Source organism: Streptomyces sp. NBRC 109706, assembly GCF_000974485.1.
GTDB lineage: Bacteria > Actinomycetota > Actinomycetes > Streptomycetales > Streptomycetaceae > Streptomyces.
Window position 1 is genome coordinate 601305 of the sequence record NZ_BBOM01000009.1, and the last position, 21427, is coordinate 622731.

The 21427-nt window shown below is 70.6% G+C and carries 16 protein-coding genes; 4 read left to right on the forward strand and 12 right to left on the reverse strand.

What is annotated here, in order from left to right; all coding sequences use genetic code 11:
- Nucleotides 1–229: 229 nt before the first annotated feature.
- A complete protein-coding gene (gene lexA / locus AOM46_RS22245) occupies nt 230–979 on the forward strand; it encodes a transcriptional repressor LexA (RefSeq protein WP_062214336.1) in 750 nt (249 codons plus the stop codon).
- Between the two features lie 41 nt (nt 980–1020).
- Here lexA and AOM46_RS22250 read toward each other — a convergent pair whose 3' ends face one another.
- The 4 genes from AOM46_RS22250 to AOM46_RS22265 all read right to left on the reverse strand — a co-directional run bounded on the left by AOM46_RS22250 (nt 1021) and on the right by AOM46_RS22265 (nt 7545).
- Nucleotides 1021–3039, reverse strand: coding sequence for an ATP-dependent DNA helicase (locus AOM46_RS22250; RefSeq protein ID WP_062214337.1), 2019 nt, complete (start codon nt 3037–3039; stop codon nt 1021–1023).
- A gap of 55 nt (nt 3040–3094) precedes the next feature.
- A complete protein-coding gene (locus AOM46_RS22255; protein WP_199824038.1) occupies nt 3095–4867 on the reverse strand; it encodes an IucA/IucC family siderophore biosynthesis protein in 1773 nt (590 codons plus the stop codon).
- Between the two features lie 74 nt (nt 4868–4941).
- Complete coding sequence (locus AOM46_RS34770) at nt 4942–5544, reverse strand: GNAT family N-acetyltransferase (RefSeq protein ID WP_062214338.1); 603 nt, start codon at nt 5542–5544, stop codon at nt 4942–4944.
- 63 nt (nt 5545–5607) lie between these two features.
- Nucleotides 5608–7545, reverse strand: coding sequence for an IucA/IucC family siderophore biosynthesis protein (locus AOM46_RS22265; RefSeq protein WP_062214421.1), 1938 nt, complete (start codon nt 7543–7545; stop codon nt 5608–5610).
- A 334-nt stretch (nt 7546–7879) separates the two neighbouring features.
- On the opposite strand from AOM46_RS22265, the gene AOM46_RS22270 reads away from it, so the two are divergent.
- Nucleotides 7880–9094: a serine protease gene (locus AOM46_RS22270; protein WP_062214339.1), complete on the forward strand. Its 1215-nt coding sequence runs from the start codon at nt 7880–7882 to the stop codon at nt 9092–9094.
- A 94-nt stretch (nt 9095–9188) separates the two neighbouring features.
- Here the strand turns inward: AOM46_RS22270 and panD are convergent, their stop codons facing one another.
- The 8 genes from panD to AOM46_RS32390 all read right to left on the reverse strand — a co-directional run bounded on the left by panD (nt 9189) and on the right by AOM46_RS32390 (nt 20255).
- On the reverse strand, nt 9189–9611 hold the full coding sequence (panD, locus tag AOM46_RS22275; protein ID WP_062214340.1) for an aspartate 1-decarboxylase: 423 nt from the start codon (nt 9609–9611) through the stop codon (nt 9189–9191).
- 326 nt (nt 9612–9937) lie between these two features.
- Nucleotides 9938–11425, reverse strand: a complete 1488-nt coding sequence (gene hflX, locus AOM46_RS22280; RefSeq protein WP_062214341.1) for a GTPase HflX — start codon at nt 11423–11425, stop codon at nt 9938–9940.
- 214 nt (nt 11426–11639) lie between these two features.
- Entirely contained in the window at nt 11640–13760 is a 2121-nt protein-coding gene (locus tag AOM46_RS22285) for a bifunctional (p)ppGpp synthetase/guanosine-3',5'-bis(diphosphate) 3'-pyrophosphohydrolase (protein WP_062214342.1), read from the reverse strand.
- Between the two features lie 258 nt (nt 13761–14018).
- Entirely contained in the window at nt 14019–14945 is a 927-nt protein-coding gene (gene dapF / locus AOM46_RS22290; protein ID WP_062214343.1) for a diaminopimelate epimerase, read from the reverse strand.
- Nucleotides 14946–14965: 20 nt separating this feature from the next.
- On the reverse strand, nt 14966–15496 hold the full coding sequence (locus AOM46_RS22295; RefSeq protein ID WP_234313904.1) for a hypothetical protein: 531 nt from the start codon (nt 15494–15496) through the stop codon (nt 14966–14968).
- 2690 nt (nt 15497–18186) lie between these two features.
- On the reverse strand, nt 18187–18426 hold the full coding sequence (locus tag AOM46_RS22300; protein ID WP_062214345.1) for a YozE family protein: 240 nt from the start codon (nt 18424–18426) through the stop codon (nt 18187–18189).
- A 557-nt stretch (nt 18427–18983) separates the two neighbouring features.
- Nucleotides 18984–19478: a GNAT family N-acetyltransferase gene (locus AOM46_RS36145; protein ID WP_078857069.1), complete on the reverse strand. Its 495-nt coding sequence runs from the start codon at nt 19476–19478 to the stop codon at nt 18984–18986.
- Nucleotides 19479–19481: 3 nt separating this feature from the next.
- The gene (locus tag AOM46_RS32390) at nt 19482–20255 is read right to left on the reverse strand and encodes a GntR family transcriptional regulator (protein WP_078857070.1); all 774 of its coding nucleotides are present in this window, start codon (nt 20253–20255) and stop codon (nt 19482–19484) included.
- 165 nt (nt 20256–20420) lie between these two features.
- On the opposite strand from AOM46_RS32390, the gene AOM46_RS22310 reads away from it, so the two are divergent.
- Complete coding sequence (locus AOM46_RS22310) at nt 20421–20621, forward strand: hypothetical protein (RefSeq protein ID WP_062214347.1); 201 nt, start codon at nt 20421–20423, stop codon at nt 20619–20621.
- On the forward strand, nt 20618–21427 hold the full coding sequence (locus AOM46_RS22315) for a hypothetical protein (protein ID WP_062214348.1): 810 nt from the start codon (nt 20618–20620) through the stop codon (nt 21425–21427). The genes AOM46_RS22310 and AOM46_RS22315 overlap by 4 nt, the downstream gene beginning before the upstream one ends.

Genomic DNA, 21427 nt, shown 5'->3' on the forward strand with positions numbered 1-21427 from the left:
GATCGGGCGCGCGGCCGGCCCGGAGCGGAGCCAGCGGCGCCTGGGAGGCTATCGCACGACCCGGTTACCGTTCGCGGCCGGGCACCGGCTACCGTTTGCGACCAATACACCCATGGTCCGGTCCTCGGTGGCCGTTCGATGATATTTCACTCGAACGTGTGTTTGGCGCAACCTTTCGATACCAACTACCGTTGTCTGACTAGGGAGTACCACCTGAGAAGGGGCCGAAATGACCACCGCAGCAGACGACGCCATCACCGCCGCTGAGCGCCGCCAGGACCGGCTGGACACGCCAGGTGCTCCTGCCGGTCGCGCGATGCCCGGCCGGCCCCCCGGGATCCGGGCCGACAGCTCCGGGCTCACCGATCGCCAGCGGCGGGTCATCGAGGTCATCCGTGACTCCGTGCAGCGGCGTGGTTATCCGCCGTCGATGCGCGAGATCGGCCAGGCAGTCGGCCTCTCCAGCACCTCCTCGGTGGCCCACCAGCTGATGGCCCTGGAGCGCAAGGGCTTCCTCCGCCGCGATCCGCACCGCCCCCGCGCCTACGAGGTGCGCGGCGCCGAGACTCCCACCCCCCAGCCCACGGACACGGCCGGCAAGCCCGCCGCCTCCTATGTTCCGCTGGTGGGCCGGATCGCCGCCGGCGGCCCCATCCTCGCCGAGGAGTCCGTGGAGGATGTCTTCCCCCTCCCCCGCCAGCTGGTCGGCGACGGGGAGTTGTTCGTGCTCAAGGTGGTGGGCGACTCGATGATCGAGGCCGCCATCTGCGACGGCGACTGGGTGACGGTCCGTAGGCAGCCGGTCGCCGAGAACGGCGACATCGTGGCCGCGATGCTGGACGGCGAGGCCACCGTCAAGCGCTTCAAGCGGGAGGACGGCCAGGTCTGGCTGCTGCCGCACAACGCCGCCTACCAGCCGATCCCGGGCGACGAGGCCACCATCCTCGGCAAGGTGGTCGCCGTGATGCGGCGGGTCTGACGCCCAGGGCCCCTTTCCCCGCCCCGGGCGCCGGGCCCCGCTCAGGAACCGTCCGAACCGTTTGCCGACGCGGTGGCGTCCCGCGCTGCCGCGTCGATCGCCGCGAGTGAGCGGCGCACCTGGTTGCGATCCGTGGTGTACCAGAAGTCCGGCATCGAGGCCCGCAGGAAGCTTCCATAGCGAGCCCGCTCCAGCCGGGGATCGAGCACAGCGACCACTCCCTTGTCCCCCGTGGAGCGCACCAGCCGGCCCGCACCCTGCGCCATCAGCAGCGCGGCATGGGTGGCCGCGACCGCCATGAAGCCGTTGCCCCCGGCCTCCTCCACAGCCTTCTGCCGCGCGCTCACCAGCGGATCGTCCGGGCGCGGGAAGGGCACCCGGTCCATCACCACCAACTGGCAGCTGGGCCCCGGCACATCGACGCCCTGCCAGAGGGAGAGCGTGCCGAAGAGGCAGGTGCGGGGATCGTCGGCAAAGTTCTTGATCAACTCCCCCAGCGTCTCCTCTCCCTGGAGCAGGATCGGCATGTCCAGCCGCTCTCGCAGCTCCTCCGCCGCCGCCCTGGCGCCCCGCATCGAGGAGAACAGCCCCAGCGTGCGCCCGCCGGACGCCTCGACCAACTCGGCCAGCTCATCCAGCATGTCCGCCCGACTGCCCTCCCGCCCCGGCGCGGACAGATGCTTGGCGACATAGAGAATGCCCTGCTTGCGGTAGTCGAAGGGCGATCCCACATCGAGCCCCTGCCAAGCGGGCAGCTCGTCCCCGCGCTCGCCCTCCGGCGCCAGGCCCAGGGAGGCGCCGACGCCGTTGAAGTCGCCGCCGAGCTTGAGCGTGGCAGAGGTGAGGACGACCGACCGGTCGGCGAAGAGCTTCTCCCTGAGCAGGCCGGAGACCGAGAGCGGCGCCACCCGCAGGGAGGCGCCGAACCGGTCGTGCCGCTCGCACCAGATGACATCGAACTCCGAGGCCTGCGTGAGCCGTTCGGCGACGGCCTGGACGCTCTCCGCCGAGGCCAGCGCCTGCTTGCGCACCGCGTCCTCATCCGCCAGCGAGGCGTCCCTGGTGTTGCCCAGCGCGGTGATCACCGCCCGGGAGGCATCCCGCAGCGCGGCCAGGGCATAGCCCAGATCCTCCGGGATCGGCTCCAGACGGCCGGGCAGGGCCAACTCCATCAGCCGCTCGAAGCTCTCGGCCGCCGTCTGCAACTGGTCGGCGATCTTCTCGTCGACCAGCTTGGCCGCGCGGCGGACCACGCGGTTGACGGAGCCAGGCGTCAGCTCGCCGGTGGCCACCCCGGTGACCCGGGAGACCAGCTCGTGCGCCTCGTCGACGATCAGCACCTCATGGCTCGGGAGCACCGGGGCGCCCTCGATCGCGTCGATGGCCAGCAGCGCGTGGTTGGTGACGATGACCTCGGCAAGCTTGGCGCGCTCCCTGGCGGCCTCGGCGAAGCACTCCATCCCGTAGACGCACTTGCTGGCGCCCAGGCACTCCCGGGAGGAGACCGAGACCTGCGACCAGGCCCGATCGGACACCCCGGGCGAGAGATCGTCACGATCGCCCGACTCCGTGTCGTCCGCCCACTCGCGCAGCCGCAGCAGATCCTTGCCGAGCCGGCTGCTGGGCCCGCCGGCCGCCTGCGCCGCCTCCAGCGGATCGAAGAGCCCCTGCTCGTCGTCCTGGGGCACGCCCTCGTGCAGCCGATGGAGGCAGAGGTAGTTGGAACGCCCCTTCAGGGTGGCGAACTCGGGGCGGCGGCGCAGCAGCGGATGCAGCGCGTCCACCGTGCGCGGCAGATCCCGCTCGACCAGCTGGCGTTGCAGCGCCAGCGTCGCCGTGGCGACCACCACGCGATCCCCGCCGGCGATGGCCGGCACCAGATAGCCCAGCGACTTGCCGGTGCCGGTGCCGGCCTGGATCAGCAGGTGCTCGCCGTCCTCGATCGCCTGGGCGATCGCCTCGGCCATGGCCACCTGCCCGGCTCGTTCGGCGCCCCCCACGGCGACAACGGCTGCGTGCAACAGATCGGAGAGGGAGGGCTTCCCTGAAGTGGCAGTCATAGGGCTGCACACCCTACGCCGCGCCACTGACAACGCGCCCGCCACCGGTGTCCCATCAGCCAGGGTTGAGCGGGTTGGCGACCGTGCCGAGAACGGCGGCGTGCGGCCGGACCGAACGGTCGCGATAGCCGTCGAGCTGGAGCCGATTGCGGTTCAGACAGAGCCGCTTGATCCTCGGCGTGAGCAGGTCGAACGTCTCGAAGCGCTGCTTCAGCTCGGGGAAACGCTGCTGGTAGGCGAGGATCTCCGCCCGGACGAGTGACCAGAAATCGACTTCGGGAACCCCCAGCCGCTCCTCGCAGATCGGCGCCAGATAGCGGAAGACGCCCACGAACAGCCCGGAGTGGATGAACTGGGTGAGGAAGGCCGGTGGTTCGGTGAGCAGCACCTCACGCACCTGGACCGGCATCGTGTCGAACTCCGGCAGCGGCTCGGCGCTGACGTTGACATCGTCGACGAAGTCCTTGACGGCCAGCCGCACCGGGATGTCGCGCTCGTCGAAGACCACCAGCGCGTTCTCGCCATGCGGCGAGAAGACCGTCCCATAGCGGTAGAGGAAGTGCAGTAGCGGCGGGAGCAGCGCCGCGAAGAGCCGCCGCAGCCACTCCTCCGGGGCCAGACCCGAGCGTCGCACCAGCTCGGCGGTGAACGAGCGGCCGTCCCGGTCGGTGCTGAGCAGGGAGGCCAAGGTGCGCGCCCGCTCCCGGGGTTCGAGATAGGACTCGATCGGCTCCCGCCAGATACAGCCCAGCAACTCCCGGTACTGATAGGGAATGGTGCCCAGTTGATCGAAGAGCGGATGTTCCACCGTGACGGAGGCCGTCTCGCCCAGGAGCACCACCCGGGTCTCCTCCGCCAGGAACGGGTCCGCGTCGCGCAGCCCGTGCATCCAGCCCGTCACGGCCGGGGCGGCAAGGGTGCGCTCGGTCGGCAGACCGCGCCAGACCAGGGTGTTGAGGATCGACAGCGGCAGTTTGACGCTGCGCGCGTGCGGTCGGCTCACGTTGAGGAAGGTGCGGATGGACTGCTGGGGCAGGCGCAGATCCCCGTCGCTCGGCAGCGGGACGATCTTGCCGGCGGCGATCTGCGGCGCGTAGAGCGGGGCTATCGTCTCGTCCCACTGCCAGGGGTGGACCGGCAGCCACAGATACGCGGCCGGGTCGAGGCCACGCTCCCCCAGCGTCGCGGCGAACTCCGCCCGGGTCCGGTCGGACAGCTCCTCGGCGTAGAGCTGGTCCTCGTGGCGCAGGGCCGGCACCGCTCGATAGCTGGCCAGCGAACGGTGCACCGCCAGCCAGGGCAGCGGCCTCGGGGTGCGCGACTCGGGGGCCCAACGGGCGGCATCCGCCGCGGAGAAGCCCAGCCGCCCCTTGTTGGCGACCAGCCAGGGGTGGCCCGTCTGGCGGCCTTCGAGGCTGGCGTGGTCGAGATCCACCAGCGCCTCGACCGGCAGCGGATCGTCGGCCAGCACGGCGTCGGCGCTGAGCGTCGCGGTCAGCTCGCGGATCAGATGCCCGGTGGTGTCGCCCGACAGGCTCAGCACGGTGTCGTGCGCCGCCGCGACAAAGGCCAGCGGGTCCGCGGCGGGGGTGATCGACGCCGGATCGATTCGCCAGTGTCCGTAGGCACCCCTGCGGGCCCGGAACCGGTACGTCAACTCCTCGCTGACCGGCAGGGCATAGGCGCCGCGCTGCCCGTGCTCGGCATACGGGGTGATGATCCCCTCATAGGCGAACTCCGCGAGCAGCTTGGCGAAGAGCTCTCGGGCGATCCGCTGCCACCGCTCCTGTCCGTCGTTGAACTCGGGGTCCGTGGGAGATATGGACAACGCTTGCTCCTTGGCTGAGTCGGTCGACCACGGGGCCGACAGGGGATGCACCGGCCGGTGGTGGCCGGTGTGGATCAGCGGCAGCGGACGAGCAGGGCCGCGCGTTTGTCGGGGAGTTCGAGCTCTGCCGTCTTCTCGAAGCCGGCGGCCCGGAAGGCGGCGATGGAGGCGCCGTTGCGCGTGTCGGGCTCGGCGACCACCCGCGCGCACCGGGGCACCCGGGCCAGGATCAGCTCGGCGACGGCACGCAGCAGGGCGGCGCCGACGCCACGCCCCCGGTCCCCCGCCTCCCCGATCAGCAGATGGACGCCCATGTCGTGGGGGGCTGCGGGATAGTGCGCGGCCAGCGGATCGAGATCGGCCCGGTAGACCTCCCAGTAGCTCATCGGCCGATCGCCCAACAGGCCCAGGCAGGGGACGCTGCGCCCGTCCCCCGCCAGCTGCCGGCGCAGCTGCTCCTCGGTGCGTTCGACCGGGCCGGCCAGGCCCCAGAAGGCGTCCACCGCCGGATCGTTCATCCAGCCGGCGATCAGCCCCAGATCCCGCTCCGGCCGGACCGGGGCCAGCCGGAACCGGCCGGCGGGCGTGTCCACCGGGCCCCAGGCTGAGATGTCGCCCACCGGGTCGACGCCGCCATGCCGGGAAGCGCCCCGCGCGGGCGCCGCGCCTGCCGTCACTGTTGCCTCCTTCAACGCCCGAACCGGCCCCTGCCGGCCGGGCCGACGCTCTCGACTGTCCGCTCAGGCCCTGGCCAGCGGGTTGGCGACGGTGACATAGACGGACTGCCCGTCCACCGGACCGGCCAGCTCGTCCAGGCCGTGCAGCCGGGTCAGAAGGTTGGCCTTGCAGCGCAGCGTCTCCGCCTCCAGCAGATGGCCGACCAGCGGGGAGATCGGGCCCGTGGCCCTGGCGGCCTCCTCCACGAGGAAGGCTCGGAAGACCGCCAGCAGCGCGCCCTCGTCGGCGAGCCCCTGGGCGCCCAACGCCCCGATCAGACCGAAGACGTTGTTGATCCCCAGGTAGTAGGCGAATCGCTCGTCGGTGACCGCGTCGGCGACAAAGGTGTCCGAACGCTGACCGATCCCGGGCAACTGCCGTTCCAGGGCGTCACGGTGGGACATGCGGAAGTAGTAGCCCTGGTTGTCGCGATACCGACCGCCCGCCGGCCAGCCGTCCTCGTCGAGCAGCACCAGCGTGTTCTGTTGGTGAGCCTCCAGGGCGACTCCGGCGTGGGCGTCCAACCAGAGGATCGGCCGGATCACCGCACGCAGATAGCGCGCCAGCCACTCGGCGGCGAGCGCCGGCCGGGGCCGCGCCGTGCGGTCGGCGAGAACGCTCAGGATCTCCGCGATACGGGAGGAGAGCGCCCCCTGTCCCCGCCCGGGCCAGGGCCGCAGCGCGGTGAGGGCGGCCAGGCAGAGCACGTCGTCCCCGGGGCCGAAGGGGCTCTGCCGCAGCAGGGTGTCAAGGCCGGGCACCGGCCGACCCGAGAGATCGTCCACCGCGAGCCACGCCGGATCGCGGACGATGTCGAAGCCGGCGCCCGAGGCGAAGACGGACCGCCAGCGCGCGCCGAGCCCGGCCTCCAGCAGCCGGTGCACCTCGACACCCCGGTGCAGCTCCTTGCGGAGGTTCTCCCGCCGGGAGTTGGTGATCCACAGGCCGAGCGAGAGCTTCAACATGAGACCGGAGCCCGGACGGTGCACCGTGCGCACCGAGGAGGTGGGATACCAGGGCGGGCCGTGCTCGCCGAGATCGTGGAGGAGACCGGCGGCCAGCAGCTCCGCCACGGCCGGCCGATGGACGAGATCCGCCGCCTGCCAGGGATGCAGCGGAAGCGGGACCGTGCCCTTGGGCAACCGGGGCGGCGGCTCGGCCAGCCGGCCCACCAACTCCTCGGCGGTCACCGGCGAACCGTCCTCCCGCCAGGCGGAGTCGGTGGCCAGGATCGCGCGGTCGACGGCCATCCAGCGCAGCGGGAAGGAGCCGCGCAGCTCAGGCGAGCACCGCGCCGCCTCACGGCCGGCAAGGCCCTCAAGGCTCTTGGGGTTGGGATGCAGCGGATGCCCGAACAACACGGACTGCTCCGCGTCGAGAAAGGCGTGACCGTGCGCGGCCGGGCCGGGATCGGCGCGGCGGTGGGCGAGGAACAGCGCGGTGCGGCGCAGCGAGTCGGCGACCCGCCCGGCCAGCACCGCGGTCTCGCCGTCGCGCCGCCCGCCGGAGGAGGCGTGCGCGGCCTCCCGCCCCAGCAGGGCCGCCAGGGTGACCGCGTCCAACGGGGGCGCGCCACGGGCGGCCGTCGTCAACTCGACCGCGCCGAACCGGTGCATCCCGGTGGCGGACCAGTGCCGCACCGGAACGCGCAGCGCGCTGCCCGAGGCCGGCAGCGGGAGGTTGAGCATCCGGCCGGCCGGCTTGAGCACGCCCGTCTCCCGGACCCAGCAGCGCAGCAGGCCCTCGCTGGCCGCCGCGTCGGCCGCCGCCTCGGGATCGGGCTGCTCCAACGGCTCGGCGTACTCCGTGCGCCCACTCACCCGGCCCTGGCCCGGCGGGGACGTGGCCCCGTCGTGCCGGGACTGACGCGGCACCGTGGGGTCGGCGACCCCGGCCCTGGCGCCCGACGGCGTCGGCCCCTCGTGCTCCTGGGCTCGGTCGGGACGGGGGCGTGCGTTCATCCGGGTGCGGCGCGGCCGGTCGGTGTCCACCGAGCGTGCGCGCCTCCTCCTTCGTGCTGGCTCATGGAGATTCATGCGGATTTCGGGCCCCGTCAGGGCGGTGGCCGGGCGTGGCGGCTTGCCACCATTCGTAGTAACGACCGTCGGGCCCTGGGATCACGGGCAGTTACAAGATTCTTTGCGAACGGCTGCCGATCGCCTGTCCTGAAGTCGTCCGGGAACCGGGGACCCGGCTGCCGCCGTCCAGATGGTCACCGGCATAGTTGGGGGCGCCTGCCAGCCAGGCGACATGCCTAGCCAAGCGAAGAACACCAGTTTCAGGGGGATGGGACCCATGTCATCGATACGCCGACGGAGTTCACGTCGTCGCATCGCACTCGCCACGACGGGAATGGCCGTGTGTCTGGCCCTGACCGCGAGCGCGTGCAACGACGGCGACTCGGACGACAACGCGCAGCCCACCGAGGAGGCCACGGCCGGCGAGAACCGCGAGCTGCAGGACCTGCTCGACAACCTGCCGTTCGACTTCGATCTCGACGCGTGGCTGGAAGGTGGCTGGGAGAACTGGGACGAGGAGACCTGGCTCCGCGAGATCGGCGAGTTCGTCAACCCCATCATCGAGGGGCTGTGGGACGCCGACCGGATGGGCGACGCGCAGGATCCCGACCAGTCGATCGATGACGGTTCCATCGACGAGGACGCCAACGCGCCCGACTCCGACGACCCGTTGGACGACCGGGGGGTCACCGACCTGGAGCCGACGCCCGTCGAGGCCGACGCGGTCCCGACCCCCTACACCGACAACGGCGCGCCCATCGGCAAGGTGTTCTTCGACAGCCCCGAGGGGCCGATGGTCTGCTCCGGCACCGTGGTGACCGACCCCAACGCGCCGGGCAAGTCGAACCTGGTGGCCACGGCCGGCCACTGTGTGCACGCGGGCACGGGCGGCGGCTGGTACCGCAACCTGAGCTTCGTCCCGGCCTACAACAACGAGGGGCTCCCCCCGGAGCAGGCCGAGGACCCGGCGAACGGCGACTCCGTCTTCCCGTACGGCATCTACTGGGCCAACTACGTGTCGACCACGCAGTACTGGATCGACAACGGCACCACCACGGGTGGCGAGGGCGCGCACGGCGACTTCGCGATCATGTCCGTCGAGCCGGAGGACGGCAGCGGGCTCTCCCTGGAGGAGACCGTCGGTTCGGCCGTCGACATCAACTTCGACGCCCCCGCGGTCTCAGGGCTCGGCACCGTCTCGCTCTACGGCTTCCCGGCCGCCGATCCGTACGACGGTGTGCTGATGTACCGCTGCACGGACACCCCGGGCCGGCTCTCCATCGACGCGTCCATGCCCGTCATGTACTGGGCCGGCTGCACCATGACCGGTGGATCGTCCGGCGGCCCGTGGCTGCGTCAGGGCGACAACGGCCAGGCGGAGCTGATCTCGATCAACTCCATCGGCCCGCTGGAGAGCACCTGGCTCGCCGGCCCCCGACTGGACACCGAGGCGCGGGGCGTCTTCGATCATGTGAGTTCGCAGAACAGCTAGGCAGCTCGGCAGCACGGCAGACGTCCGAGGGCCCGACATCCGCAACGGCGGATGCCGGGCCCTCGGGTCGTCCGTACCAGGGAACCGCCGCGCGTCAGACGCGGGCGGTGGAGAGCGGGCTGCGGCGGGTGGAACCGCCGGGCACCGGCTCGGAGGGGTCAGCGCCGAGCGCGACCACGCGGTTCCGCCCGTCGACATGGACCACGGTCGGCCTGAGCTGCCTGGCCTCGGCGTCGTCGACCTGGGCGTAGCTGATCAGGATCACCAGATCGCCGGGCTTGACCAGATGGGCCGCCGCCCCGTTGATCCCGATGACACCCGAGCCGCGCTCGCCCTCGATCACATACGTTTCCAGCCGGCTGCCGTTGTCGATGTCCACGATGTGCACCAGCTCGCCTGGCAGCAGATCCGCCGCCTCCATCAGCTCGGCGTCGATGGTCACCGAGCCGACATAGTGCAGATCGGCCTCGGTCACCGTGGCGCGGTGGATCTTGGACTTGAACATGGTACGCAACATGGAGACGCTCCAGGATCTGGCTCCCTGCCCGCTTCCTCGCAGGTCAAGGGCGCTCTCTCGGCTCGACGACGCACCGCGCCCGCGGGCGGCTCGCGCCGGCCCGCGAGGAGGCGCGCCAACCGCTCGCTCACTTCCCCGAACCCCACACCGGCCGAGTGCGGAGGCGCCTGGGAGCGACCTTCCACCTCGTCCCATGTGGATACGACCAGCCTACGCGCTCGTTCGGGACAACCCCAGGGAGGGGCCGGTGGCCCCGCACACACCGGCGGGCCGGCTCCCCGCTCCGGGGAGACGGCCCGCTCGGCCCGCTCGGTATGCGGCCCCGGTCAGGACCGGGTGGCCGGCGCGTAGGGCTCCAGGAGGGCCGCCAACTCGCGGTGGACCCTGGCCTTGAGCAGGGTGCCGTCGCCGGTGTGCTCCTCGGAGAGGACCTCACCCTCGGTGTGCACCCGGGACACCAACCCGCCCTGGGTGTACGGCACCAGCACCTCAAGCTCCACGGACGGCCTGGGCAGCTCGGCCTCGATCCGCTCCAGCAGCTCGTCGAGCCCGAGACCGGTGTGGGCCGAGATGGCCACGGCGCGGCGCTCGTTGCGCAGCAGCCGCTGCAGGGTCAGCTCGTCGGCCACATCCGCCTTGTTGATCACGACGATCTCCGGCACCTCGCGGGCGCCCACGTCGTTGATCACCTCGCGGACGGCGGCCAGCTGCTCCTCCGGCACCGGATGCGAGCCGTCCACCACGTGCAGGATCAGATCGGCGTCGCCGACCTCCTCCATCGTGGAGCGGAACGCCTCCACCAGGTGGTGCGGCAGATGGCGTACGAAGCCCACCGTGTCGGCCAGGGTGTAGGCCCGGCCGCCCGGCGTCTCGGCCCTGCGGACCGTGGGGTCCAGCGTGGCGAAGAGCGCGTTCTCCACCAGCACGCCGGCGCCGGTGAGCTGGTTGAGCAACGAGGACTTGCCGGCGTTGGTGTAGCCCGCGATGGCGACGGACGGCACCTCACGGCGCTGCCGCTCCTGGCGCTGGACGTCCCGCCCGACCTTCATCTGGGCGATCTCCCGGCGCATCTTCGCCATCTTCTCGCGAATGCGCCGCCGGTCCGTCTCGATCTTGGTCTCACCGGGGCCACGGGTGGCCATGCCACCGCCGCCGCTCGAACCGCCGCCGCCCATCTGCCGGGAGAGCGACTGGCCCCAGCCGCGCAGCCGGGGCAGCATGTACTGCATCTGCGCCAGGGCCACCTGGGCCTTGCCCTCACGGGACTTGGCGTGCTGGGCGAAGATGTCCAGGATCAGGGCGGTGCGGTCGACCACCTTGACCTTGACGACATCCTCCAGGTGGATCAGCTGACCCGGGCTCAACTCACCGTCGCAGACAACGGTGTCGGCCGCCGTCTCGACGACCAGATCGCGCAGCTCCTGGGCCTTGCCCGAGCCGATGTAAGTGGCCGGATCGGGACGGTCACGGCGCTGGATCACGCCGTCGAGCACCAGCGCGCCGGCGGTCTCGGCGAGGGCGGCCAGCTCGGCCAGGGAGTTCTCGGCGTCCTGGGCACTGCCCGACGTCCACACGCCGACCAGGACCACCCGCTCCAGACGGAGCTGGCGGTACTCGACTTCGGTGACGTCCTCAAGCTCGGTGGAGAGGCCGGCGACGCGGCGGAGCGCGGCACGCTCCTCGCGATCGAACTGGTCGCCGTCGCGCTCGTCCGACAGGTCGTTCCAGGCAACGTCCTCATCCATCAGGGCGTCGGCCCGGCGGCTCGCCGTCGTCTGGCGCTGGCTGTCCTGAGGAAGGGAAGAAAAGGTCAATGCGATCCTTAGGTCGACTGGATCAGCCGGGCAGCCGCAAAGCTGCGCGGACTGAGGAACACGGCTGTGGCGACAACGCCCGAGCCGGTGGGAAGATTCCCGACCGGGCCCGAAAGGGCGCGCCGGAAGCCCCCTGCCATAGTGGCACGGCACCCCCCGGCCGTCACCCGCAATTCAACGTGCCTCGCCGGAGGCCGCACCCCCGGGCCCACGGTCAGGACTGGAGGCGGGCGGCACGCGAGACGTCGTAGACCCCGGGCACCCGGCGCATGGCGCGCATCAGCTGGGGCAGCCCGGAGGCGTCGGGCAGCCGCAGGGTGTAGGTGTGTCTCACCCGCTGCTGCCTGGGCGGTTCCACTTCGGCATGCAGAACGGCGGCGCCGTGCTGGGCCAACGCCTCCGTCAGCTCGGCCAGCAGCTCGGGTCGGCCCAGCGCCTCCGCGTGCAGCGTGACCCGGCAGCCGACCGAGGAGGAGCGCCAACGCACGGGAAGCGCCCGCCGCCCCGCGGCGACCATCGAGACCGCCGCCGGACAGTCCTCGCGGTGCACCGTGACGGCGCCGCCGCGCACCGCGAATCCGGAAGCCGAGTCCGGCGGCACCGGGGTACAGCAGCCGGCCAGCCGCACCTGGGCCTCCGGGGCGCCGGGGACGAGCGCGGCCGTCTCCCCGGCGCGGCCCCGGCCGGTCGGCGGCGCCTCGGCGGAGGCGACCGGCTCGGGCGCCGGGCGGGTCATCTCGTCGCCCGGGTCGGTGTCGGCCGGCTCGTGCCGGTTCTCCAGCCAGGAGCGGATCGCCACCCGGGCCACCGGCGTGGTCGCGTACTCCAGCCACTCGGGCGAGGGGCCGAACGCGCCGTCGCCGGCGAGCAGCAGCTGCACGGTGTCGCCGTCGCCGAGCACGGTGCGCAGGCTGGCGAGCCGCCCGTTGACCCGGGCGCCCATACAGGAGTGCGCGGCCTCGCCATGGCGGGCGTAGGCCGCGTCCACGCAGGTGGCGCCGACGGGGAGCTGGAGCGGGCCGTCCACCGCGCCGCCGGCGAAGACCGTGATCTCCCGGTCCTGGGCCAGCTCGTCGCGCAGCTCGGTCCAGAACGTGTCGGGGTCGGTGGCCTGCTCCTGCCACTGCAGGAGGCGGGAGAGCCAGCCGGGGCGGGTGGGGTCGGCGCGTTCGGCGTCCTCGCCGGCCGCCTCGCCCTCACCGGCGCGATGGGGATCGCCGAGCGCGATCACCCCGTGCTCGGCGACCCGGTGCATGGCGTGGGTGCGCACCAGCATCTCGGCGACCTCGCCCGAGGGGACGGCGACGGCGGTGTGCAGCGACTGGTAGAGGTTGAACTTGGGGGCGGCGACGAAGTCCTTGAACTCGGAGACCACCGGCGTGAAACAGGTGTGAAGCTCGCCCAACACGGCGTAGCAGTCGGCCTTCTCGGCGACCAGGATCAGCAGCCGGCCGAAGTCCCAGGCGCCCAGCTCCCCGCGTTTGAGCCGGGCCCGGTGGACGGAGAGCAGATGGCGGGGCCGGATCTGCACCTCGGCGGCGATCCCGGCCTCCCGCAGCACCCCACGCACCCCGGCGGCGACCTCGGCGAGCGGATCGGGATGGCGGCCGTGCGCCAGCACCAGCTGGTGGGCGTGGTGGTGCTCGTCCGGGTGCAGGATCGCGAAGACGAGATCCTCCAGCTCCGTCTTGACGCTCTGCACGCCCAGCCGTTCGGCGAGCGGGATCAGCACATCGCGGGTGACGCGCGCGATCCTGGCCTGTTTCTCGGGGCGCATCACGCCGAGGGTGCGCATGTTGTGCAGCCGGTCGGCCAGCTTGATGGACATCACCCGGACATCGCTCCCGGTGGCCACCAGCATCTTGCGGAAGGTCTCGGGCTCGGCCGCCGGGCCGTACTCGACCTTCTCCAACTTGGTGACGCCGTCCACCAGATGGGCCACCTCGTCGCCGAAGTCGGCCCGCACCTGGTCCAGCGTCACCTCGGTGTCCTCGACGGTGTCGTGCAGCAGGGAGGCCGTCAACGTGGTGGTCTCGGCGCCGAGTTCGGCGAGGATCAGGGTGACGGCCAGCGGGTGGGTGATGTACGGCTCGCCGCTCTTGCGGGTCTGGCCGCGGTGCGCCCGCTCGGCGAGCTGGTAGGCGCGGTGCAGCAGTGCCACCTCCGCGCCCGGGTGATGCCGGCGGTGGGCCTTGACGAGGTGTTCGATGGCGTCGGGGAGTCGGTCACGGACGGCGCCGTAGACGGCGGCCCGGCCGAGCAGACGCAGCCGCATCCCTCGGTGGCCCCGGCGAACGGGGGCCGTGCCGCTCGGAGTGGTGGCCTCTGCCGTCATCGTTGGGGGCACCTCCGCGGTCTCCTGGACCGGACCGCGGCTGACGGCCTGTGTCCCATGTGACCCGTGGTCCCGCAGCGGCGCCGGTGCTTGATGCTACCGAGCCCACCATGTTCCGGAGACCACCTGCCGTCCCGATCGCCTGGGATCACCCATTCGGGTGATGTATGTTCCCGCGAAGCTGGCTGAAACCCGTTGCTGCCCGGCCGAGAGTGACGGCCCCTCAGCCGGTGCCTTCCGGACGTTCCCCCACTGCTCTCAGCCCGCCTCGGCCCGGCTGGCGGTCGGCAGCAGACCGGGCGCCAGGGTGCCCTCGGCGACGATCACGGCGGGGCCCGTCATGGTGATCGTGCCGTCCGGGGCCTCGCTGATCAGCAGCCGGCCGCCGGGCACGTCGACCGTGTAGTCGACCGGCCGTCCCTCGGCGGCCGGGTCGTGGCCGTCGCGGCGGGCCGTCGCCACCATCACGGCGCAGGCGCCGGTGCCGCAGGAACGGGTCTCGCCCGAGCCGCGCTCGTGCACGCGCAGGGCGACGTGCCGCTCGCCCCGGTCGACCACGAACTCGACGTTGGTGCCGTGCGGATAGGCCGAGCCGGGCGCGACGGTGGGCGCCTCAGTCAGCGTCCCCGCGTCGGCGAGGTCGGTGACGAAGGCGACCGCGTGCGGGTTGCCCATGTCGACATGGTGCGCGGGCCAGGTGTGTCCCGGCACGGTGACGGTGACGGACGCCTCGGGCCCCGCCGGCAGCCGGGCCCGGCCCATGGTGACCGTGACCTGGCTCGCGCCGCCCCGCCCCGCGCGCTCGTCGCGCTCGCCCAGCACGGCCCAGCGGAGGCCCGCCCTGGTGGCCACCGGCAGCCGCTCGTCCTCGGTGAGGCCGGCGTGGCGCAGATAGTGGGCGAAGACCCGCAGCCCGTTGCCGCACATCTCGGCGACGCTGCCGTCCGCGTTGCGGTAGTCCATGAACCACTCGGCCTCGTCGGCCAGGGCGCCGGCCGCCGGCTCGGCCGCCGAGCGGACCACCCGCAGCAGGCCGTCGCCGCCGATGCCGGCGCGGCGGTCGCAGAGCCGCGCGACGTCCTCGGGGCCCAGCGTCAGCCGGCCGTCGGGGGCGGGGATGATCACGAAGTCGTTCTCCGTGCCGTGTCCCTTGAGGAACGGTACGGACTCTGGTGCGGTACCCACCCGACGATCGTAACGTCGGGTCAGCGCAGTCCGGCGACCCGCCAGACGGCCAGTGTCAGGGCTCCGGCCAGGGCCAGCGCGTAGAGCAGCAGCAGGCGCCAGTCCGGCTTGCGGCCGGAGCCGCGCGGCGGCACCCCCGGCCAGGTGTAGCCCACCCGCCGGGCGGCCATCATGCCCCAGCCGGCGGCGGAGGATCCGATCAGCAGGCCCAGCATCGCGACCACGGCGCCCGCGTCGTCGAAGGCGAAGGCGAGCGGGAAGGCGAACATCAGGGAGCCGAGGAGGCTCAGCAGCACGATCGGGGCGAAGAGCGCCAGCCGGAGCCGGCGCGGGGGCCGCAACTCGGCGTAGGACTCGACACGGTCGGCGTCGTCGTCCGCCGGGTCGATGGGGTCCTCGTCGTGCGGCAGCGGATCGTGCGGCAGGGGCGTGTGCGGAAGCGCCGCCTCGCCCAGCACCCGGTCGAGATCGTCGCTCGGCCGTGGCACGGACGGCACCGGATCAGCGGGCCGCTCACCTGTTTCGCTGGTCTCGCGAGGGCTGGCCTCCATCGCCACGCGCCCTCCCAACTCAACGGCTCCACGGTCGTAGCATCGGCTCGATGATGGCACGCTCCCAGCGCCCTCCCGCCCCCTTGGAGCGTCCCGATGCCATCACGTGATCAGGATGTGACCGCCCGTTCGACGGGGCTTGGCGAAGGCACCCGGAAGCCAGCGCGCTCAACGGTTCGAGTGGGTGTTGTTGGGTGTCGTTGGTGATCGCTGGTTGCCCTCGGACGGCCCGGGGACGGCCCAGACAAGCCCGCCGACCGTTAGCGGCCGTTCGGGGTGTTAGCGGGGGCGCTAGCGGGTGTGGTGGGTGTCGAGCTGGTCGTTAGCGGTTAGCGGCCAGGTGTGGGTGGGGCCGCTTCGTGGCCTCGGTAGGGACGTCCGGGTGGGGCGGTGCGCTATCGGCTATCGGGGGGTGTTGTCACTGAGGGTTGTGGCGAACGTTCGGGTCGGCTTCGGGGCTTCTGGGCTGACGTCGAGCGGCCTGACACCTCTGACACCGCCCCTGACCTGCACTGACACCGTTCTGACACCTCTATGTGGCGCTCCGGGGGGCCGGAGAAGGCTGATCCGGAGCGCTAACACCGTTCTGACACCCCTGCTGACCTGCGCTGACACCTTTCTGACACCCGCTGACAGCAGATCGGGGTGTCAGAACGGCGTCAGAGGTTCTGACACCGCCCGCCACCTATATAAACGCGGTCCTGGGCGCGAGGCTGACAGCATTCTGACACCTCGGTTCTGACACCCCTTGGGCGGCTTCCCCAGGGAGCGAGACCGGGCGTCCCGGTCGCTACCCTTCGTGACTCCCAACGCTTCCTCTGGCCCCGGTTTCTGCTGCCGGCCAGGTTGTCGTGTGGCTTGTCGTGTCGCCTGTCGCTTGTCTTGTCTTGTCGCTTGTCGCCTCCCAGGTCAGAGGGGGGTTTCAGGCGCGAGGCGACAGCCTGACCCCCTTCACGCGACAAGCGACACGACAGGCGACAGTGCCGACCACGCGGGCACGCACGACCTGTTGTCCCGCCTGTTGTCCCGCCTGTTGTCCCGCCTGTTGTCCCGCCTGTTGTGTGACTCCTGTTGCCTGTTGTCTGTTGCCTGTTGTCTCCCAGGCCAGAGGAGGGTTTCAGGCGCGAGGCGACAGTCTGCCCCCTTCGGACAACAGGTGACGCTACAGGCGACAGTGCTGACCGCCGGGGTCCCCACGGCCTGTAACCCTGCCTGTCACCTGTCACCTGTCTGTCGCCTGTAACCCCCAGGTCAGGGCAGGGTTCAGCACGCTGTGACAGGCCCCTCCCGGGGGAGGGTGACAGGTGACAGGCAGGGTTACAGGTGACAGGCCAGCGAGCTGGACAAGGTTCTCCGCGCTTCGATACCGGAACTACTTGACGTGATGAGGGGTGATGCCTTATGCGCGCGTGACGCGCGCGTCTGGGCCCCGGGATGAGCCCGGAAGGGCCGGTGATGATGAGCGCGGAGTGTCACAGCGCCCCGCTGGGCGACCGCTCAGTGAAGGGTCGCCACCGGCAGCCGATCGGACAGCCGTCGTCGCAGCGTGTTACTGGGTAGTGGGGGGCCTACTGGGTAGTGGGTAGTGGGGGGTCCCAGCTCAGGGGCGTTCAACCGCTCCCCTGGGCCCCGTCCGGCTACTGGGGTGCGCCCCACTACCCACTACCCAGTAGCGGTGCGTGGGCGCCGAACGAGCGGCCGAAGCCCGTGGCCGAGTAGTCGAAGGCGAACGGGGAGCGGCCGAAGCCGCGGGCGCGGTTCTCGAACCTCGCGGCCGTGTGCCCGATGCTGACGACCGAGTCCCCGATGCGCAGCGGCGAGTACCCGATGGAACACGCGAAGCGCCCGATGCGACCGACAGGGTCGCCGAACCCACCCCTCGGGCGTCACGGAATTCGTCACGCAATCCGCCGAACGATCCGCCCGCACTGCCAGCTCGTACCCGCCGACGTACTCAACCCCGTCGCAACGCAGGTACGCGTACCGGGGGCACACGGGCCCCGCAGCTACCAGGTCTGCCACCACCGCACCGTAACGCTGAGCTACTGGCTAGTGGTTAGTGGCTACTGACTACTGACTACTGACTAGTGGCTAGTGGCTAGTGGTGGATTGCCTGCTGAGAGCCCCCTCCCCCGGGGAGACGGCATGAGTTACTGGTTAGTGGTGGCCCACCACTAACCACTAACCAGTAGCAGCGAGTGACCGCCCCGCTGAACGCAACCCTCACAGAGGAGTATCAGGTGCGGCCTTCGGCCGCGCGTTCCTCGGGCGCCTCGGGGCGGTTCGGGGTGAGGGCTGGCCGGCGGGTGCGGTCGATCGCGGGGTTCGGGATGCTCTTCAGGCGGGGCGGGCTGGGTGTGTGAGTGCGGCTGGTCGCCCACCTCGGGACGGCCTTCCAAGGGGGGCGGGCTGGTCTCTTCCCACCGACCCGACCAGACAGGGAGGCAGGGAGAACTCCCTAACCCCCTCCCTGGCTCGCCTCCCTCGGGTTGACCTGCGAAAACGCCACACCAGGGAGGTAGGGAGGCAGGCGCCTCCCACTCCCTGAACCCCCCGGATTTCTGTACCTGGGAACGGACAGCCGCCTCCCTCCCCCTACACCCCGGTCACGGACCCGGTCATGCCTCCTGACCTACAAAGCCACGCCGGCAAAAGGGCCACGCCGCAGGGAAGCCCCGGGGGACAGTCCTTCATTGTGGGCTGCTGTCGGTCACCGTCCGGTACCCCTCGTACTGACTCCAGGCGCGTTCGAGAGTTTCGATGGCGGCCGGGATGGCGCCACGTTCTTCGAGGTAGTCACGCTGGCCGGCAAGACCCTTGCGAGAGGGCCAGTCGGGATCGGCAGCAACGTCCTTGGCAAGGTCCCCGATAGCGTTGGACTGACCCGCATGGGTCTTCAACCAGGCAGTGAAGCTCTTCGGCTTAGGCATGCCCGCATCCTGCCGCCACCGCGGGGGCTGTGACCCAGGAATACTCGAACTTGCCTTGGCGGTCCGCAGATTGGTTTCCGCTAGCCGGGCTGACCAGGCTCTTGAGGAGGGGGCAGGCGGGGCGCGGGGACGGGCGTCGCCCCCTCCTCAAGAGCCTCGGTTGGGTCTACATTGCGCTAAGACGCGACTCATCGCGACTCAAGCCCAGCCTGAGTTGGTCGTGAGTCGCGATGAGCAGCACGGTGCGACTCACGGGCGCTACCTCTGACCTGCGCTGAGGCGCGTTGAGCCGCGATGAGTCACTAACTTCCGCAAAGCGGATGGACCTGCGCTGAAGAGGCCACCCCGCCCCCTTGGAAGGCCGTCCCGAGGTGGGCGACCAGCCGCACTCACACACCCAGCCCGCCCCGCCTGAAGAGCATCCCGAACCCCGCGATCGACCGCACCCGCCGGCCAGCCCTCACCCCGAGCCGCCCCTGAGGCGCCCGAGGAACGCGCGGCCGAAGGCCGCACCTGACTATCCCTCACGGCAAGGTGCGGGCTGGCGTTCGGCAGGCTCAGTCGGTCGGTGAGGCATAGCAGAGGGCTTCGGTCTCCAAGCCATCCCCGTACGGATGCTTGGTCCGGGCGTAACAGGTCCACCCAAGTCGTTCGTAGAGACGTATGGCAGCGCGATCCTTGGCCATTACGTCAAGGACAAGTCGGCGACCATTCGCCTGCGCGTGCGCCATGGCGGCCCGCACGAGCCCTTCACCGATGGCACGTCCCCGGGAATCCGGATGGACGAAAAGGCGAACGAGTTCCGCCGTAGCTTCTTCAGCGGATTTCTCGACAACCATCGCGTGACCCTGAATTCCCCTGGAGTCCTCAGCTACCCACGACGCGATTTCTCCTACCGGCGTCAACCAGCCCTCAGGGTCCGCCACACCTTCGACGGGATACCCGTCAGCCGTATAAACGGCGACAAGCACCGCCCCAGCATCGCTAATATCTGATTCGAGGCGCCGACGAATCACCGTCTCATCTTGATCTGAGCTTTTTTCGCGAGCCATTCTCTACACCACCGAGAACTCGTAAAGCAGGCCCGCCAGGTCTGCTCGATGGACATAGCGAGAGACCTCGAACGGCACACCGTCCTGATCCAGGCCCGTATGGAGAACGTCCAGTACAGGCACCCCCGGGGGCAGGCGAAGGAAGGACTGTTCCGCCGGCGCCGGCATCCTGGCTGTGACCTCCTCTCTAACATCGGTCATGACGTGGCCCAGTTCTTCAAGACGGCCATAGATACCGTCCTTTCCAGTCTTCGCCTGCATGAGGAGCGTCCCTTCCACCTCCTCATAACGCAGATAGGTGGACACTATCTGAACTGGTTCTTCGTCAGCAAAGTAGTGGTTTTCCCTGTGCAGCACGCTATCAGCGTCAGGGCTCACACCGAGCCTTTCTGCGATTTCCTGCGAGGGGCGCTCACGGTCGATTCCCACGACCTCGATTCGCGCGACCTTCCCTTGCTTCTTCGCTTCCAGACGGAAGGGCGTAAGCCCGCTTTCCCGATTCTTCTTCGAGTAGCGGTCACTTCCGAAGCGAAAGAGTCGTTGCGCTTCTCGCACAAAGGCACCGCGCCCTTGTTGAGTGACAACCAAACCCTGTTCAGCCAGAAGGCGGATCGCTTCGCGTGCGGTGTTCCGGGCGGTCTTGTACTTCTCGGCTAGCTCTCGCTCGGAGGGCAGCTTGTCGCCGGGCGACAGCTCTCCGTCCGCGATGGCGCGCCGTAGCTCGTCAGCGATGTGGCGGCTGGGGAGCCGCTGAGTCCTGCTGGGGTCATTGGCCATACATCCAGGCTACCGAACTTGCTCAAGCCAGTTGGTTGACGACGCGTCGGGCCGCGTGCTCAACTGGCTTAAGCAAGTGACTGGCTCAAGCCAGTTGCAACGAGTTGGGACGCGGCGTCCTACCGCCAAGCAGCCGCCGCGCCCCTGAGCCCTCTAGGAGGGGTAGTGCTCATGATGCCCGAGTTGGAGACGGAGCGGGCGGCTGAGGCCGCTGAGGGTGGTGACCAGGGTTCCGCCGGCTATGTGGTGGCGCCCCGGCCGGCCAGTCAGCACGGCCGGGTGCTGTGGTCGTCCGGCCCCGTGGTGTCGGTCGGCGAGCGGTCCACCTCCCGTTGCACGGCGGAGGTTTGGGGGGTCGAGGCATGAGCGTCACGACCTTCCAGGCGGGCCCGGGTGCCGTCGAGCTGGACGGCCCGGTGTTGGTGGAGCGGCGGCGTGCGGGGGAGGCGTTCCCGCGTGTGCCGGTGATCGAGGGTGTGGAGCTGCCGCGTGAGTTGGTGGCGGTGGCGCTGTTCGAGGGGATGCCCCAGGGGCGGGTGGAGAACTGGGACGACCCGGAGCTGTGCGGCATGTTGGTGCGCGCGGTGCGTCGGGTGGGTGTGGACGGCCTGAGCGCGAGGTTGCCGGAGTTCGCGGCGTTGCCGGTCGGTGGTGAGGGTGAGGTGCGGCGCGCGGCGGCGGCTTGGAGCTTCGCCTACCGGCTGTGCGTGCTGTTCTGGTACCACCAGGCGTGGTCGGAGCGGTTGGGGCGGGGGGAGATCGCTGCCGCCTTGTACGCCTCCGACCTGCCGATCAACGCCGTGGCCAGCTCGCCGGCCCGTGAGTTGGCCGGGTATCTGTCCGAGGGGATCGCGCGCTTGGGCGCTGGGCGCGTGGTGGAGTTCGGTGGGCAGATCGAGGCGCGGTACCTGCGGGAGCGTCCGGAGCGTGAGCTGTCGGCCGAGGTGCGGGCCGCCATGCCCGACAAGCGGCGGCGGTGGGCGTGCTGGAACGCGGCCGTCAACTTCCCCGGCGGGATGTGCCCGTTGCTGGCCGCCTTCCCTCAGTACGGCATGGGGGACGTGTGCGAGGTGGTCGTTGCCGAGGACTACGCGGTGGGCGTCGTCCCGCCCCCGAACCCCGGTAACGCCCTCCTGGACGTGTCCGTGGGCCCGGTGCGGGGCGGGTGCTGA